The following is a 15,500-nucleotide window of genomic DNA, read 5'->3' on the forward strand; positions in this document are numbered from 1 at the left end:
CCCCACCCCCCCCCCCCCCGGCCGCGCCCGGGGCGGGGGGGGCCGGGGGGGGGCCCCGGGGGCGGGGGGGGCGGGCCCCCACGCCTGCCCGGCCCAGAGCCCCGGCCTGATCATCGCCACCACCGCGATCGACGGCCTCATGGCGACCCTGCCCAACCTCGAACTCGCCACCGGCCGCGACCAGCTGCAGTGGCGACCGGGTCCCTTCCACCGCGCCCTCGTGTCCCTGCCCGTCCGCTTCACTCCCATCACCCGCACCAGCGAAGGAGACCACGCATGGCACAGCTCCCCACACCCGGACCCGTCCTCGTTCTCGACCCCGCAGGACGTGACCTCCCCGGTGAGGCAGCCCGACTCCGCGACCTGGGCCCCGTCGTCCAGGTAGAGCTTCCCGGCGGCATCCGGGCCTGGGCCGTCACCCGCCACCAGGCCCTGAAGGACCTGCTGGTCGACCCGCGGGTCAGCAAGGACCCCAAGCACTGGGCAGCCTGGACCAGCGGCGAGGTCGCCGGCAACCCCGCCGCGGCATGGATCTTCACCTGGGTCGGCGTCCAGAACATGTTCACCGCCTCCGGCTTCGACCACCAGCGGCTGCGGCGCCTGGTCGCCCCCGCGTTCACCGCTCGCCGCACCACCGACCTGAAGCCGGTCGTCGAGGAGACCACGCTCGCCCTGCTGGCCGACATGGCAGCCCTGCCCGACGGCCGGTCGGTCGACCTTCGCGCAGCCTTCGCCCACCCGCTGCCCATGACGGTCATCAGCGACTTGTTCGGCCTCGACGAAAGCGAGCGGGCCGAGGTCGCCGCGTTCATCGCCATGATCATGGACACCACTACGCCCATGGAACAGGCCGTCACCGTCCTGGGACGCACCCGCGCGGCCCTCGCACTGCTGGTGGAGCGCAAGCGCACCACGCCGGGCAAGGACCTGACCAGCGCCCTGATCGCCGCCCGCGACGGTGAGGACCGGCTCAGCGAGGCCGAGCTCGTCGACACCCTGTTGCTGGTCCTGGGCGCCGGGCATGAGACCACCGTCAACCTGATCGGCAACGCCGCCGTCCTCCTGCTCCAGCACCCCGAGCAGTTGGCCCTGCTCCTGGACGGCATCGTCTCCTGGGAGCGCGCCGTGGAGGAGACCCTGCGCTTCGCCCCGCCGATCGCCAGCCTCCCCTTCTACTACGTCACCCACGAGCTGGAGGTCGGCGGCACGATCATTGCCGCCGGCGAGGCAATCCTCGCCACCTTCGGCGCGGCTGGCTGGGATCCCGCCCACCACGGCGACGACGCAGACCTGTTCGACATCACCCGCCCGCCCACCGGCCACCTCGCCTTCGGACACGGCGCGCACCGCTGCCTCGGTGCGCCGCTCGCCCACACCGAAGCCCTCACCGCACTGCCCGCCCTGTTCGCGGCCTTCCCCGACATGAAGCTGACCGGCGACGGCCTAGAGCACGTGCCCAGCTTCATCGCCCACGGCCACCGCGCCCCCGCCGTCCTCCTCGGCCAGGGCCACCCGAAGGCCGACCTGCCGCAGCCGTAAGCCAGATCCCGGCCGCCCCGTCCCGCTCCCGGCTCCCGGCTCCCGCCTGCGCCGAAGCCTCCCAGCTCACCTGTTCCCCTGTCCCAGCCCGGAGTCATCCAATGAGCAGACCCTTCGAGACCGCGGCCAACCTCGCCGCCCCGCACATCGTCAACGTAACCGTCCCCGGCATGGCCGGGCTCGCCCTGCACCTCGCCGGGTCCGGTGCCCGGGTGAGCGGCTCCGCTCCGGAGTCCGAACGCGGCAGTGCGACGGCCAAGCGCCTGGAGCGGGCCGGGGTACGGCTGTTCTTCGGCGCCGCGGCCGGGAACGTGAACGCGGGCCACTCGGTGGTGATCTGGGACGGGGCCGTGGTCGGCCCGCACCCGGAGCTCGACCAGGCCGTCGAGCTGGGCGTGCCAGTGTGGGACCGGGCCAGGGCCCTGGCCGCCGTCGGCCGTACCGCCACCGAGCTGGTGACGGTGGCCGGCAGTCACTCCACCACCACCGCAGCCGGGGCACTCACCGCCGCCCTGCATACCCTGGCCCCGGGCTGGATCCTCACCCATCCCATGGCCGGCGCCACGGCCGGGCACAGCGGAGCCGCCCGGGTCCTGATCGCGGACTGGGGACCGGACAACGCGGCGCACGAGGCAGCGCGCGGCAGCTGGCGATTCCTCCGCTCCGACCCGGACGTCCGCCCGGCCATCACCTTGATCACCGCCGCCGACGCGAACCCGCCCCACTACGAGGACCGGATCGGGGCCTTGGGCGCACTGGAGGTCCTCGCCCGGCGCAGCCAGGCCGTCGTGCTGCCGCTGTGGGAGGCGGGCTGCCGGATCCTCTCCGAGCGCCTCGCCGACCGGCCGGGTCCGCGGGTGATCACCGTCGGGGAGAGCGACCGCTGCCAGGTGCGTGTCCTGCGGGTGCTGTGGAGCGGCAGTGAACACCACGTCACCGTGCAGCACGACGAATCGCGGTACGACTTCACGGTGGCGATGCCGGGCCGGCATCACGCGCTGGCCGCCGCCGCGGCCTTCGCCGCGGGCCTGCTCCTGGAGGTCGACGGTGACGTCCTCACGGAGAACATCAGTACGCACTTCCGCGGCGTCGAAGACTCCCTCGTCACCGCAGGCACCCAGGGCAGGATCACCGTGGCCAGGTCGATCGCCCGTCACCCCGCCGAGATCACGGCCGACGTGCAGGCCGCCCGGTTCCTCACCGAGGGAGCCGTCATTGCCGTCCTCGAACCCGACGGGCACGCGCGCTCGCTGGCGCTCGCCAAGGAGATCGCCACCGCGGTGGCGGGTGCCGACGAGGTGGTGCTGCTGCCCGTCAACAGCCCCATCGCGGGCACCTGCCTCGACGACGGCGCCGACGCCATCGAACGCGCCTTCGCCGACGGCGGACGTGCCGTGCACCGGCATCGGCCCATCCCGTGCGGGCCGGGCCCCGAGCAGTTGGTCGCCGGACTCGCGCAGAGCGGTGACCTGGTCCTGACGATCGGCACTGGGCAGGCACGAAGCCTTGCGCCTGCTCTCCTGGCCCACCTCGCCGCACCAGCTCCGGTCGTGCCGTGAGCAGTCCACGTCTTCGTTCCTACGCGCAGGGAAAGCCTGGGCCAGCCGCCCAGCCGCCTGCGGTCCAGCCGGTGCTGCCGCCGGTGCCGCACCTCACCCGCACCGACACCGCCCTGCTGACCCTGGTCGCTGTTAACGCCACGAACAAGCAGATCTCCCTCGACACCGGCCTGTCCGCCCACACCGTCCCCGACGCCGTCCGGCAGATGCTGCAACGCACCGGCACCGTCAACCGCGTGCATGCCGCCGCCTGGGCCGCCGCTCGCGGCCTGGCTGGCACGCCGCAGCCGATCCCGGATATGCCACGGGCGACGCGGTTCTCGGAGATCCTGTCCGGCTGGGCCTCTGGGCGCACCAACGAGGAGCTGGCCACCGAAATGGGGATCTCGGTGGGCACGGTCCGCGGCTACGGCAAGGAAGTCCTGCGCTGCCTCGGCGTCCGCAGCCAGGTCCGTGCGGCCGTCGTCGGTGTCCTGGGTGGCCTGGTCCGCCTCGACCGGATCGACCCCTCCTGGCTGCCCGTCCCGCTGTACGCCCCCGCGGCACCGGCGCGGCGGTCGCGGTGAGAGGCCAACGGCGACGACGCCGGGCGGCACTGCTGGCCGTCTGTCTCACCGCCGGCTTCCCGGCGGGTGTCGCTGCAGCAGCCTGGCTGCACCGGCACCGCGACACCGTCAACAACCCGGCGCTCCTGGCCCTGTTCACCATCGCTGCCTTCAGCGTGATGGCCCTCTGCGACCGCCTGTGGAACGGCAGGCGGTCGAGGCCCGGCCGCTCGCACCGCTCCTGAGTACCGCTCCCACCTGCACCACACCCATGGCGGCCGTCCGGGTCAGGGCCGCACCCATCAGCCACGACGAGAAGAGACCATGACCATCTCTCCCGGCCCCGTGCCGGACAGCACGCCTGGCACGGCCCGCGGCACCGGGATCACGGAACTGCCAACTTCCTGCTGTGCCGAAGCGCCGCCAAGGTCTGACCACCGCTCCCACTCCATGTCAGGACACCCCATGCCCGCCTCCGCCCACGCCGGCCGGATCGAGGACCATGCACTCATCGGCAACACCGTCTCGGCTGCTCTCGTGCGCACCGATGGCACCATCAACTGGCTGCCTGCCGGGCTTCGACTCCTCAGCGGTCTTCGCCTCTCTCCTTGGCACCGTCGCCCACGGTTTCTGGCGCCTGGGCCCGGCCGCCTACGGCGGCGCTCCGCCGCTGCCGTGCACCCGCCGCCGCTACCGAGGCAATTCCCTGATCCTCGAACAGGACTGGGACACCCCCGACGGCTCTGTCCGGGTAAGCGATTTCATGCCAGCCCCCCACGCTGCAGGCCACGCTCCTGCGCAGGTCATTCGCCGCATCGAGGGCCTGACCGGCACCGTCCGCATCGCTCTGTCTTCCGGCCCCGCCCCGGCTATGGCCACCTCACCCCCACCATCCGCCGCACCGAACGACACGGCCGCTTCCGGCTGGTCGCCACCAGCGGCCCCGACGCCTATTGGCTGGACGGCCTCCGGCACAGCCCTGGCCGCCGCGGCACCTCCTCCGCGGACTTCACCATCACCGCCGGCCAGAACATCACCCTCGCCCTCACCTGGAGCGACACCCGTCGGCCCATACCGCCGGTGCCTGACGGCAACGCGGCCCTCACGTTCTGGGAACGCTGGTCCAGCGCCTGCACCTACCAGGGCCCCGACCGCGACGCCGTGCTGCGGGCGGCGCTCACCCTCAAGGCAATGTGCCACCCGGGCGGGGGCATCGTCTCCGCGCCGACCACCTCCCTGCCCGAGCAACTCGGCGGCGAACGCAACTGGGACTACCGCTTCTGCTGGCCCCGCGACAGCGCCCTGACCGTCTCGGCACTCCTGCGGCTCGGCTTCACCGGGGAAGCCCGCGCCTGGCGCGAATGGATCACTTCGGTCAGCGACCCTGCCGACCTGCGATCCATCTACCGGGTCAGCAGTCGGCAGGACCTGGAGGAGGAAGTCCTGGAGCACCTGCCCGGCTACGAGGCATCGCGACCGGTGCGCATCGGCAACGGCGCCGCCGGGCAGCTGCAGCTCGACGTCTACGGAGAGCTAGCCGACGCTCTCCTGCTCGCGGAGGACGCAGGCCTGCCCGCCCATCCGGCCTACGACCGTCTGCTCCTCGGCCTGGCCACGCGTCTGGAAGCCCTGTGGCGTGAGCTGGACGAAGGCATCTGGGAGGTCCGCGGCCCGCGCCGGCACTTCACCCACTCCAAGATCATGGCCTGGGTGTTCGTCGACCGCACCATCCGGATGCTGGAGCGCCTGCGAACACTGCGCGAGGAGATCCACTCCGACGTCTGTGCCCGAGGCTTCGACCCCGACCGGAACACCTTCACCCAGTCTTACGGCGGGCAGGACCTCGACGCCTCCCTTCTGCTCATCCCCGCCACGGGATTCCTTCCTCCGGACGACAAGCGGGTGATCGGCACCGTCGAAGCCGTCCAGCGTGAACTCACCACCGCTGACAGGCTGGTGCTGCGCTACCCGACCCACTCCGGGCAGGGCACGAACGTGGACGGCCTGACCGGGCACGAGGGTGCCTTCCTCGCCTGCTCGTTCTGGCTCGCCGACGCCCTCCACACGATCGGCCGCACCGACGAGGCCCGCCAGCTCCTCGCCCGTCTCCTCGCCCTGCCCAACGACGTCGGCCTGCTCGCCGAGGAGTACGACCCGCTCAGCCGCCGCCAACTCGGCAACTTCCCCCAGGCGTTCTCCGCTTGGGCACTGGCAGGCGCCTGTCGGACGCTGTCGGCCCAGCCACGCCTCCCGCCGCTCCAGCGCACCGCGGCCGCCCGCGAAACGCTCGCCGGGCCGGACCGCCCTTCTCCCAACAGCGGAAAGAGCGTAGCGATCACATCTGCCGGACCGGCTGCCCCGCCTGCCCTCATGAACGCGAAGGAGTGGATCGAATGCCCGCCCTCGGTGCTGCCCGCGGACCGCCGGCTCGATGTCGGTATGCGGCACATCCGTCTCACCCTCTCCTGGTGATGCGGGGCGCACTCCGCGCCCCGACGCCAGGCCCGCAAAAACACACCCAGGAGGAACCCACCATGGCTCAGAAGGTCATCGCCGACACCGCCGCCGCTGCGGCTTCCGACGAGTTCGACCTCGACGTACGTCTCGTCGAGGCGGTCGACGTGGCCAGCCTGCAGGTGCTGACCGACGACGGCTGCGGCAGCACCTGCGGCGCCTGCACCACCGGCCTGCACTGACCCACCCGGGGGTGCCGTCGGGCCCGTACCCGGCGGCACCCTCGCTCCGCTTCCCCTTCCGCTGTCCTGCCTGACCCGACGAGGTGCACCCATGCGTTCGTCCGCTCCCCCGGCTTCCTACCGCGCCGCCGGCGTGGCGCTCGTGCGCGCCGTCACCCGCCCCGGCCTGCCAGTGCCCGCCTGGCCCGACCTCGCCACCGCGAACACAGGTGAACAGGTGGAGTGGCTGCGCATGGTGTGGGCCGACAAGGAGCTCGCGCAGGCGCTGGCCCTGGCCAGTCCCGTGCTCTGCGACCGCGTCCAGCATCTGGCCGATGCCGCGGAGCCGGTGCCGCGGGAGGTGCGCCGTGCCGCACTGTCCACGGCCCGGTACCTGTTGCGGGCAGCGGGGCGGCCGACCCCGTTCGGGTACTTCGCCGGCGTCCAGGCAGCCGGCTTCGGCCCGGAAGCCGACCTGCGCTGGGGCAACCGGCACCGTGCCGTCGCGCGGGCGTCGGCAGCCTGGCTCGCCGGGCTGACCGACCGGCTGGAACAGGACCCTGGAGTGCTGGTCCGGCTCGACGTGGCCGCGAACAACACCGCCCTGGTGCGAGGCGAGCGCCTCGTGATCTCCCACCAGCCCCTGCCCGGCCCGGATGGCACCGTCCGGGCGGCCGAGGTCACCCTGCGCCACAGCCGACCCGTCGTGTTCGCCCTCGCCGCCGCCCGCCGCCCGGTTCCCTTCCAGGAGCTGGCCGACAAGCTCGCCGCCGAGTTCCCCACGACGCCCACCGAGCAGATCACCGGGGTGCTGACCGAGCTCGTCGCCCGGCGGGCGCTGATCACCAGCCTCCACGCCCCGGCGACCGAACCCGACCCGCTCGGTCATCTCACCACCGCCGTGGCGAAGGCCGGCGCCGACCCCGCACTGCTGTTCCGCCCGGAGCAGGCGGTGGATGTGCGGCTGGACGCCGACCTCGTGCTCCCGCAGACGGTGGCCGAGGAGGCTGCGCGGGCGGCAGGCCTGCTCGGCCGGCTCAGTGCCCTGCCCAACGGATCCGGCGCCTGGCGCGCCTACCATCAGCGGTTCTACGAGCGCTACGGCCGCGGAACGCTGGTGCCGCTGCTGGACGTGGTGGCCGACAGCGGGATCGGCTGGCCCGACGGCTACCCCGGGGCCCGGCCCGCCGAGCCACCCCGGTTCGGGGAGCGTGACGAGCTGTTGGCCGCGCTCGCCCAGCAGGCCGTGCTCGACGGCGAACGCGAGGTCGTCCTCGACGAGAACCTGCTGGCCGCCCTCGGTCCGGACGAGCCACGCCTGCCACCGCACCTGGAGATCGTCGCCCGCCTCCACGCCCCCAGTCAGGAGGCCCTGAACCGGGGCGAGTTCCGGCTGGAGGTGGCCTCCGTCTCTCGCGCGGCCGGAGTATCCGTCGGCCGCTTCCTGCACCTCCTCGACCCGCAGCACCAGGCTGCGTTCACCGACGTCCTGACCGGCCTGCCGACCATGGACGAGCACGCGGTGACCGCGCAGCTGTCCTTCCCGCCGCTGGACGCGGCGACCGGGCACGTGGCCCGCAGCGCGGCGACCGGCCAGCTGGTCATCAGCCTCGCCGAACACCGGCTGGCAGCCGAGGGAGTCCTGCGGCCGGAGGACCTGGCGGTGGGCTGCGACGGGCGGCGGATGTACCTGGCGGCTCCGGCGCTCGGTGTGCGGATCGAGGCATCTGCCACCCACGCCCTGAACCTGCGCACCCATACCCCGCCGCTGGCCCGGTTCATCACCGAACTCTCCCGTGCCCAGGGTGCCCAGGTCACACGTTTCTCCTGGGGCTCGCTCCACGCGCTGCCGTTCCGACCCCGCCTGCGACACGGCCGCGTCATCCTCTCCCCCGCCACCTGGCGCCTCACCGCCGCCGAATTGCCCGCCCCGAGCGAGCCGTGGAAGGAATGGGACCGGGCCTTCGCCCGGTGGCGGGAGCGGCGCCGGGCACCACAACACGTCACGCTGAACGCCGCCGGCCAAGGTCTACCGCTCGACCTCGACCACCCGGGGCATCGCGTCCTGCTGCGCGCCCACCTCGGCTCCGCGCCGCACGCCGGCCTGGTTGAGGCTCCCGGCCCGGCCGACCTCGGCTGGGCTTGCGGCCGGGCCCACGAGATCGCCGTCCCTGTCACCGCCACCCTGGCCCCGGCCTGGCCACGCCTGCCCAAACCGACGACCGCCCGCCTCCTGCGGCGCGGCCACGGCGACGCCCCCGGCACCTCCCGGGTTCTCCTCGCTTCGCTGTACGGCGACCTGGAACGCCAGGACACCGTCCTGGCCCGCCACCTGCCCGACCTCCTGGAGCGCCTCGGGAACCCGGCATGGTGGTTCGTCCGCTTCCGCGACCCGCGCCAGCACCTGCGACTGCGCATCGCCCTGCCCGACCCGGACGCCTTCGGCCCCACCGCAAGCATGATCAGCACCTGGGCCGCCGAACTCCACCAAGCCGGGCTGCTCGCCGAGGTCGTGTACCCCACCTCGTACGCCGAGAGGGGCCGCTGGGGCGAAGGGCCCGCGTGGACCGCCGCCGAGGAAGTGTTCCGCGGCGACTCCGCCGCCGTCCTCGCTCAGCTGTCCCAGCCCGCACTGCCGGGGCGGCTCGCGCTGCTGGCCGCCCACGCCGTCGCCACCGCCACCGCCTTCACCGGCTCCACCACGGCGGGGCTGCACTGGCTCGTCGGCAACGTCCCCGCCAAGCCCCCGGCGGCCGTCGCACGGCCACTCTTCCGCGAAGCCGTCCGTCTCGCGGATCCGGCCGACGGCTGGGCTGCGCTGCGTGCCGAGCCGGGGGGCGCCGCGGTCGTGGACGCCTGGGCCTGGCGCCACCAAGCCCTGGACGCCTACCGCCAGCTCTTCCCCGGCCCTCGCACCCGGGGCGTGGAGACGGATGACGTACTCGGCTCCCTCCTGCACTGCGCCTATGTCCGCGCGCACCGGATCGACTTCGACGACGAGGCCCAGGTCCTCTACCTGGCACGCGCCGCCGCCCTCGGCCGCCTCTCCCGGGACGGTGACCTGTGACCACGCACCCCGCGCTGCAGCTGTCGGACCGGATCGCCGGCCTGCTCGCCGACCCGAACTCGGTGGCCGCCGTCTGGACGTCCCGCCCGCAGTGGGCCCAGTCCCTCGCCCAGGGCACCCCGGGGATTGCGCTGCTGCACATCGAACGCGCCGCCACCGGCCGGGGCCCGTGGGAGCACGCCAGCGCCTGGCTCAAGGTCGCCGCCGCCGTCCCGGTCACCACCGGAGCGGACAGCTACCTGTACTACGGCGCCCCGGCGCTCGCCCACGCCCTCACCTGCGCTGCCCAGGCCCAGCCCGGCTCCTACCAGCGGGCCCTGGAGCGCCTCGACCGGGTCGTGGCCGACGACACGGCCCGTCGCAGTGAGCAGGCCCTGGCTCGGATCGAGCGGGGTGATCTGCCGGAGCTGGCCGAGTTCGACGCCATCCGCGGCCTGGCCGGCATCGGCTCCGTCCTCCTGCGCCAGGCCCCCGGTGGCGAGGCGCTCCGCCGTGTCCTGACCTGTCTGGTCCGCCTCACCGATGACGTCAAGCACGAGGGCCAGGTGATGCCGGGCTGGTGGACTTTGAGCGGCCCGTCGGGGCGGACGGACCCGCGGATGCCCGGCGGGCACGCCAACAACGGGCTCGCCCACGGCATCGCCGGTCCCCTCGCCCTGCTCTCCCTCGCCCTACTGCAGGACATCGAGGTGGATGGACAGCGCGCGGCGATGCGCACCGTCCTGGCCTGGCTGGAGCGCTGGCGCGACCGCCACGCCTGGCCGTACTGGACCACCACCGCGCACCTGACCGGTCCCGACCGCAGGCCGCTTCCGCCACAGCGGCCCAGCTGGTGCTACGGCACCGCCGGGATCGCCCGCGCCCAGCAGCTCGCCGCCCTCGCCCTCGGCGACCAGCGGCTGCGCCTCGAAGCCGAGAATACTCTGGCCGCCGCCCTGCTGGACCCGCTCGCGCTCGCCGCGACCACCGACGTCTCCGCCTGCCACGGCTATGCCGGACTCGCCCACATCGCGCACCGCGCCGCCACCGACGCCACCCCCAGCACCGCTGCCCGACTGCGTTCGGCCGCCGCCCTGCTCCTGGACACCACCCACCCCCCGTGCACCGATCCCGACGAGCAGGCCCGCGAGCTGCTCGCCACCACCGGGCCCGACTTCCTCGAAGGTGCCGCCGGCACCGCGCTTGCCCTGCTCGCCCCCGCCACCGGCACCTCCCCGGCCACCTCCTGGGACGCCTGTCTCCTGACCGCCTGACCCACCGAGGAGCGAACCGAAATGAAACCCGACTGGATCCAGCACGACCTCACCTTCGCCGACGCCGCCACCGTTGAACAGATCGCCGCCCACCACCTGGCCCCCGCACTCGCCTTCGCCCAGAACAACGGCGGGCTGGAAGACTGGTGGTACATGCGTAAAAACGGGCTGCGGCTGCGCTACCGGGCCGCCGCCCCAGCCCCCGTCGTCACCGCACTCCTGGACGTGCTCGCCGAGGAGGGGCTCCTCACAGGTTGGTTCACCGAGATCTACGAACCCGAGACCGAAGCCTTCGGCGGCCAGGAGGCGATGGAGATCGCCCACCGTCTCTTCCACACCGACAGCGCGCACCTGCTGGCCCGCGCCGCCCAGCCCGGACCACCCCCGCTCGGCCGCACCGAGACCTTCGTCGTCCTCGTCTCCACGATGCTGCGCGCGGCCGGACTCGACTGGTACGAGCAGGGCGACGTGTGGGCGAGGTTCGCACTCCAGCGCGAGACCCCCGATCCGGCCGTTCCCGGCCGGGCTTTCGACCTGACCCGGGCCGCCCAGCACCTGATGCGCCTGGACACCCGGGCCCTCACCCGCGACGGCGCACCGCTGGCCGGCCAGGGCGGTTGGGTCGACGCCTTCGAAAAGGCCGGACAAGACCTCGTCCGGCTGGCCCGGAAGGGCCGTCTCACCCGCGGACTTCGGGCCGTCCTCACCCATCACCTGCTCTTCCACGCCAACCGCGCCGGGCTGCCACTGGGACACCAATCCGCCTTGGCCGCAAGGGCGTTGGATGCCGTCTTCCACTCTGACGAGGGACTCCCACCCTCGGACACCACCATCCACACAACCACTAAGGTCACCCACATGACTACTCTCAGCGACAGTGCCGCCTCCGCTCGCTCCGCCTCCGACCCCGCCCTCGCCGGGCGGCTGCGCGACGAGCTCACCGACCGGCTCCTCGCCCAGCACTCCGTCACCAGCACCGCGGTGGAGAACGCGTTCCGCACCGTGCCGCGCGAATGCTTCCTGCCCGGCTTCCCCCTGGAAGCCGCGTACGCGGACAACCCCACCTACACCAAGGCCGACGGGTCCGGCACCCAGATCAGCGCCGCCTCCCAGCCCGCCATCGTCGCCCTGATGCTGGAGCAGCTAGATGCCCGGCCCGGCGAGAACATCTTCGAGGCCGGGGCCGGCACCGGTGTGAACGCCGCCTACATGGCCACCATCGTCGGGTCCGAGGGGCACGTGACGGCTGTGGACGTGGACGAGGACCTCACCGACGGCGCTCGCAAGCACCTCGCGGACGCCGGGATCACCAATGTCGAGGTGGTTCTCGGGGACGGCGCCCTCGGCCACCCCCCGCGTGTACCGTTCGACCGGGTGATCGCCACGGTGAGCACCAGCGAGATGCCCACCGCCTGGGTGGAGCAGGTCAAGCCGACCGGGCGGATCGTGCTGCCGCTGCGGCTGCGCGGGACGGCCTCGCGCACCGTCGCCTTCGAGCGCGGCGAGGACGGCTGGGTGTCGGTGGACGACCAGCTGGCCGTCTTCATGCCGCTGCGCGGCAGCATGGACGACGCCCGCCGCACCGTCGACCTCACCGGCACGGGCGACGTCACCCTCCAGGTCCACAAGGACCAGGACGAGGCGGTCGACACCGCCATGCTGCTCGGCGTCCTCGACAGCGGACGTCACGAGGAGTGGACCGGGGTGACCATCGCGGGCGGGACCACCTACGAGTACCACGACCTGTGGCTGGCCCTCACCCTGCCGAACTCCATCATGCGGATGAGCGTCACCGGCTCCGCCCGCGAGCGCGGCGTCACCCCGATGCTCGGCTGGGGCGCCATGGCCACGGTCCAGGGCGGCTCCCTCGCCTACCTCACCCTGCGCCCCGGCGAGGTGGACGCCGAGGGCCGCAAGACCTACGAGACCGGCATCGTCGGGCACGGCCCCGACGGCGCAGCGCTCGCCCATCTCGTCGCCCACCAGATCCGCACCTGGGACAGCGGCTTTCGCGACCGCACCCTGCGCATCACCCTGCCCGACGCCCCGCCGGCCCCCGCCGACCCAACCGTCGGCCGGTTCGTGCTGGACCGCCCGACCCGTCCGATCACCGTCACCTGGGAGTAGTGCCCGTGCACCCGACCGGACCCATAGCCCGGCGCTTCCCGCTGGTGGCCCGGATCCGGCCCGCGTGCCCGCCCCTGGAGACCCGTGTCGGCCGGCTCAGCGAGCTGGCCGACACGGCCGCCCAGCGGCAGGACCCGGGCATGGCATCCACTGTCTTCAACCAGGCCGCCCTCCTCGCCTCCGACCTCGACCTGCCGCAGTACGCACGCGAGCTGTGCCACCGCCACGCCGCCCTCCACCTCACCCGCGGCCCGCTCCCCGCGATGAGCGCCATCCGAGGTCTGGAGCCCCTCGTCAACCTCGCCCGCCTCCACATCCGCGCGCACCGAGGCGACGACGGCCACCTGCTTCTCCTCGACCTCTACCGGGCCGTCACCACCGGCACCGAGGCGGTGCTGGACGGCATCACCGTGCCTGCCGAGCTCACCGAGACCGATCAGCAGCGTGGCGAGGTCCGGGCGTGGCTGTGGCGGGTCGTCATCGCCGACGGCACCCGGGCCCTCACCGCGGCCGGCCGCTGGACGGAAGCTCTGCGGCACATCCAGGAGCACCGCGGGTTCGGCCTGCGGATCCTGGACGGCCGTCAGGTCGCCGTCCTGGCCGCTGCCACCACCGGCGACCTGCCCGGAGCGCTCACCCTGCTGGAGGCCACGGAACCGGGCGATCCCTGGGAGGGAGCCGTCACCGCGGTGCTCTCCGCGCTGTGCCGACCCGGCGACCGGCGGGCCGCCGAGCACGCCATCGGCCACTGCCTCGCACTCGAAGTCGGCGAGGGCCTGACCGCGTTCACCACCCGCCTCACCCTGACCGCCTTCGACGCGGCCGGACCGGACACGCCCGCAGCCCGAAACCTGCTGCGACAACTGACCAGCCGAACGGGTGAATCCGGTGACGGCTACGCACTGCGTGATCTCCTCACCCACCCCGGTGCCCGGAGCCGTCTCGGACCCGCCCGAACCAAGATCATCGAACAGGCTCTCGACGCCTACGCACTGGGGTCCGGCTTCCCGGCCGCCGCCGACCACAACCGACTGGAGAGCGCTCTGGCCCGCGCCTGCACGGTGCTCGAAAAGTCCCCGTTCGACCCGGGCTCGCCCGGAGGTAATCCGCTTGAACGCCGCACTCGAACAGCACCATCATCAGACGCTCCCCACCGGTGAAGAAGTCCCCAACTTCGGTCAATCAATGGCCACTTGGGATCTTCTCGCACGTCCGGCGGGTGTCCGACCTGTCCGCGCACCGTCTGTGTCTGCCTGCCGGGCCTGGGCACCGTGCTGGCCGCCAAGGTCCTCGGGCACGTCGGCGGCGTCACCCGCTTCCCGGCCGAGCACCACTTCGCCAGCTACACCGGCAGCGCACCGTTGGACGCCTCCAGCGGCAACAACGTCCGACACCGGCTCAACACCGGCGGCAACCGGGCACTGAACTCGGTCCTGCACGTCATCGCCATCGTCCAGATCCGCGACGGTGGCCGCGGGCAGGAGTACTACCAGCGCAAGATCGCCGAGGGGAAGACACCGTCCGAGGCCCGCCGAGCCCTGAAACGACGGCTGTCCAACGTGGTCTACCGGATCATGAAACGCGACCATCGGGCCCAACTCGCCGCAGCAGCTTGACACACAGAGGCGCTATGAAGTCACAGTCGCCCGGCCGGCCACGCGCCAAGCGGCATCGCCCGAGAGGCCGACGATTCCGACCAAGGACAGCCGGAGCGCCGGTCAGCCAAGGAGTCAGACCTTCGGACGATGCCACAACCAATCCTCGCTGTCAGCCGAAGTGCTCGGTGATGCGCTCGATGAGCCAGTCGGTGACCGAGCGGGCGGTGCCGGTGGCTGCACCGCGGACGGCCTGCCCGGCGAGCCGGTTCCCGGCAGAGGCCAGGGCCGGGGCCGGCTCCTGGTCGTGGCGGGGTGCGGCCGGCTGCTCGGGAACCACCGTGGTGCGCGGGGTCTTCTCGCTGTGGGTGCGCTGCTGCTTGCGGGACATCAGGTCCTCCCCTTGCGGGTCGTGGTGAACACGGGTCAGCCGGCCGGCTTGACCACCACGATCCCGGCCCGCGAAGGCCCGGTGACGATCTGCGGATACACCCGGACCATCCCGGAAACCGCCCCCGTCGCCGCAGGTGAGCACTAGGGTTGGAGGCCGGTCCGACGGACGATCACGGACCGGTACGGACAACCGCGGACCGCACGCCCGGCCACCGGCACCACCCGCGAGGGCTGCGTCGGAGACCGCGGTCAGGCCGCGGGTCCGTGGACAAGGGGAGGACACCCCGGCCTGCCGCGCGGGACTCGCGCGCACGGGTCGGCGGTGCGGGAGAAGGACAGGCAGGGGGCCACGATGGCGCCAGGACACAGCCCACAAGCACAGCAGGCACTGCGCGAGTTCGCCCGCCGGCTGAAGGACCTGCGGGTCGATGCCGGCAGCCCCACCGGGCCGCAGCTCGTCAAGGAATCGGGCTCGGTCCTGAGTACCAGCGTGATCAGCGAGCTCCTGGAAGGAAAGAACGGCACCTTCCGCGTTCCGAGCTGGGACAAGATCGCCGCCTTCCACACTGCCTGCGAAAAGCATTCCAAAAAAGAAGGATTCCCACTGGAAGAGCCGGTGGGGGATATTCGCCACTGGCGGAAAATGCACGGGACTCTCGTCAGGGATGTCGATGAATTCGACAGCAACAGCACATCGGTCACAGCGGGGCCTTCGGACGGGCTCGTGCCGGTCGGGCCGGTGGTGGA

11 protein-coding genes and 1 pseudogene are annotated in these 15,500 nt (G+C 72.6%); 11 read left to right on the top strand and 1 reads right to left on the bottom strand.

Annotated features, from left to right (window positions below):
* Positions 1-276 precede the first annotated feature (276 nt).
* The 11 genes and pseudogenes from SNE206_RS15260 (at position 277) to SNE206_RS15310 (ending at position 14,381) form a co-directional block, all read left to right on the top strand.
* Positions 277-1,539 carry a cytochrome P450 gene (locus SNE206_RS15260; protein ID WP_407913886.1) on the top strand — a complete coding sequence of 421 codons (1,263 nt, stop codon included), beginning with the start codon at positions 277-279 and terminating at the stop codon, positions 1,537-1,539.
* A gap of 101 nt (positions 1,540-1,640) precedes the next feature.
* Complete coding sequence (locus SNE206_RS15265) at positions 1,641-3,098, top strand: Mur ligase domain-containing protein (RefSeq protein ID WP_407913887.1); 1,458 nt, start codon at positions 1,641-1,643, stop codon at positions 3,096-3,098.
* A gap of 83 nt (positions 3,099-3,181) precedes the next feature.
* Positions 3,182-3,664: a LuxR C-terminal-related transcriptional regulator gene (locus SNE206_RS15270; protein WP_407913888.1), complete on the top strand. Its 483-nt coding sequence runs from the start codon at positions 3,182-3,184 to the stop codon at positions 3,662-3,664.
* The gene (locus SNE206_RS15275; protein WP_407913889.1) at positions 3,661-3,888 is read left to right on the top strand and encodes a hypothetical protein; all 228 of its coding nucleotides are present in this window, start codon (positions 3,661-3,663) and stop codon (positions 3,886-3,888) included. The genes SNE206_RS15270 and SNE206_RS15275 overlap by 4 nt, the downstream gene beginning before the upstream one ends.
* 220 nt (positions 3,889-4,108) lie before the next feature.
* Positions 4,109-5,881, top strand: a pseudogene (locus tag SNE206_RS15280) (glycoside hydrolase family 15 protein); the annotation flags it as partial.
* 296 nt (positions 5,882-6,177) lie between these two features.
* Complete coding sequence (fxlA, locus tag SNE206_RS15285) at positions 6,178-6,339, top strand: FxLD family lanthipeptide (RefSeq protein WP_407913890.1); 162 nt, start codon at positions 6,178-6,180, stop codon at positions 6,337-6,339.
* Positions 6,340-6,430: 91 nt separating this feature from the next.
* Positions 6,431-9,385, top strand: coding sequence for a lantibiotic dehydratase (locus tag SNE206_RS15290; RefSeq protein WP_407913891.1), 2,955 nt, complete (start codon positions 6,431-6,433; stop codon positions 9,383-9,385).
* On the top strand, positions 9,382-10,638 hold the full coding sequence (locus tag SNE206_RS15295; protein WP_407913892.1) for a lanthionine synthetase C family protein: 1,257 nt from the start codon (positions 9,382-9,384) through the stop codon (positions 10,636-10,638). Before SNE206_RS15290 ends, SNE206_RS15295 begins: the two co-directional genes overlap by 4 nt.
* Positions 10,639-10,659: 21 nt before the next feature.
* Positions 10,660-12,765 carry a methyltransferase, FxLD system gene (gene fxlM / locus SNE206_RS15300; protein WP_407913893.1) on the top strand — a complete coding sequence of 702 codons (2,106 nt, stop codon included), beginning with the start codon at positions 10,660-10,662 and terminating at the stop codon, positions 12,763-12,765.
* 140 nt (positions 12,766-12,905) lie between these two features.
* Positions 12,906-13,925: a hypothetical protein gene (locus SNE206_RS15305; protein WP_407913894.1), complete on the top strand. Its 1,020-nt coding sequence runs from the start codon at positions 12,906-12,908 to the stop codon at positions 13,923-13,925.
* A 33-nt stretch (positions 13,926-13,958) separates the two neighbouring features.
* Positions 13,959-14,381 carry a transposase gene (locus SNE206_RS15310; RefSeq protein ID WP_407913895.1) on the top strand — a complete coding sequence of 141 codons (423 nt, stop codon included), beginning with the start codon at positions 13,959-13,961 and terminating at the stop codon, positions 14,379-14,381.
* A 151-nt stretch (positions 14,382-14,532) separates the two neighbouring features.
* On the opposite strand, the gene SNE206_RS15315 is transcribed toward SNE206_RS15310, so the two are convergent.
* Complete coding sequence (locus tag SNE206_RS15315; protein WP_407913896.1) at positions 14,533-14,751, bottom strand: hypothetical protein; 219 nt, start codon at positions 14,749-14,751, stop codon at positions 14,533-14,535.
* Between the last annotated feature and the right edge of the window lie 749 nt (positions 14,752-15,500).

It is taken from the genome of Kitasatospora sp. NE20-6 (genome assembly GCF_045862635.1).